Origin of the sequence: Kitasatospora sp. NPDC059722 (assembly GCF_042733235.1) — a bacterium.
Classification (GTDB): Bacteria; Actinomycetota; Actinomycetes; order Streptomycetales; family Streptomycetaceae; genus Kitasatospora.
Genome location: NZ_JBHWGD010000185.1, coordinates 4240 through 6117 on the forward strand (window position 1 = coordinate 4240; position 1878 = coordinate 6117).

1 protein-coding gene is annotated in these 1878 nt (G+C 76.7%); it reads left to right on the top strand.

Going from position 1 to position 1878, the window contains the following annotated elements:
• Positions 1 to 289 precede the first annotated feature (289 nt).
• A partial coding sequence (locus ACFV4F_RS41765; protein WP_380510986.1) for a type I polyketide synthase occupies positions 290 to 1878 on the top strand: 1589 nt, incomplete at its 3' end.

Here is a 1878-nt window from a genome sequence, read left to right on the forward strand (position 1 = left end):
CCCGCCCCGCGCGGCCCGCCCCCCTCGCGCGCGCCACTGACTCCCCCCCCCCCGGGCCCCGCAACTCACTCGAGTCCGCCGGGGGCTGGCCCACGCTCGCCAGACCCTGGGGTCTGCCTCCGGCCTCCCGTCGTCCGCCCGGAGGCAGACCCTAGGGAAATTCGGCGCGGGCCGGATCGAGACTGGGCGCTGGAGTGCGGGAATGCGAGCGCCGCGCGTGCCGGGCACGCGGGCCGTCCTCAAGCGGATCCCTGCCGTTCGCCGGTCTTCCAGATGGGTTGCGTCGATGATGGACAAGGAACAGAAGCTCCGGGACTACCTCAAGCGGGCCAGCGCGGACCTCCAGCGCTCCCGGCAGCGGGTGGACGAGCTGGAGGCGGCCGCCCGGGAGCCGATCGCCATCGTGGGGATGAGCTGCCGCTTCCCCGGCGGGGTCGCGGCTCCCGAGGACCTCTGGGCGATGCTGGTCGCCGGCGAGGACGGCATCACCGGCCTGCCCGCCGACCGCGGCTGGGAGCTCGACCCGGCGGACGGGCCGGTCGACGTCCGGGGCGGGTTCCTGCAGGGCGCCGCCGACTTCGACCCGGGCTTCTTCGGCATCTCGCCGCGCGAGGCGCTGTCCATGGACCCGCAGCAGCGCGTCCTGCTGGAGGCGTCCTGGGAGGCCATCGAGCGCGCGGGCATCGACCCGAGCAGCGTCCGCGGCACCCGCACCGGCGTGTTCGTCGGCGCGATGCCGCAGGACTACCGCACCGGGCCGGACGACGACGTCCAGGGCTTCGTCCTGACCGGCAACGCGACCAGCGTGATCTCCGGCCGCCTCTCCTACGTCCTCGGCGCCGTCGGCCCGGCCGTCACCGTCGACACCGCGTGCTCCTCCTCGCTCGTCGCGCTCCACCTGGCCGCGCAGTCGCTGCGCGCGGGGGAGTGCGGCATGGCCCTCGCCGCGGGCGTCACCGTCATGTCGACGCCCACCACCTTCGTCGAGTTCGCCCGCCAGGGCGGCCTGGCATCGGACGGCCGCTGCCGCTCCTTCGCCGACTCCGCGGACGGCACCGGGTGGGCCGAGGGCGTCGGCGTGCTCGTCCTGGAGCGGCTGTCGGTGGCCCGGCGCAACGGGCACCGGGTGCTGGCCGTCGTGCGCGGCACCGCCGTCAACCAGGACGGCGCCTCGAACGGGCTCACCGCGCCCAACGGGCCGTCCCAGCAGCGCGTCATCGAGCAGGCGCTGCGCAACGCCCGGCTCTCCGCCGACCAGGTCGACGCGGTCGAGGCGCACGGCACCGGCACCGTCCTCGGCGACCCGGTCGAGGCCCAGGCGCTGCTCGCCACCTACGGGCGCGGGCGGGACCCGCAGCGCCCGCTGCTGCTCGGCTCGGTGAAGTCGAACCTGAGTCACACCCAGGCCGCGGCCGGCATGGCCGGGGTGATCAAGACGGTGCTGGCGCTGCGGCACGAGCTGCTGCCGCGCACCCTGCACGTGGACGAGCCGTCCACGCACGTCGACTGGGAGTCCGGCGCCGTCCGGCTGCTGACCGAGGCGACGCCGTGGCCGCAGGGCGCCGAGCCGCGCCGGGCGGGCGTCTCGTCCTTCGGCCTCAGCGGCACCAACGCGCACGCCATTATCGAGGAGGCCCCGGCGGCGGAGGAGACGCCGGCGGCGGAGGCGGCCGTCGACGCCGGGACGCTGCCCTGGCTGGTCTCCGGCCGCACCCCCGAGGCGCTGCGCGCCCAGGCCGAGCGGCTGGTCGCGTTCCTGGCGGCGGACGCCGAGGGCTCCGACGCCGACCACGCCCACGCGCTCGCGACCACCCGGGCCGCCCGAGAGAACCCGGCCCTCGGCCCCGCCGCGCGACCGCACGAGCCCGCGCGCGCCGC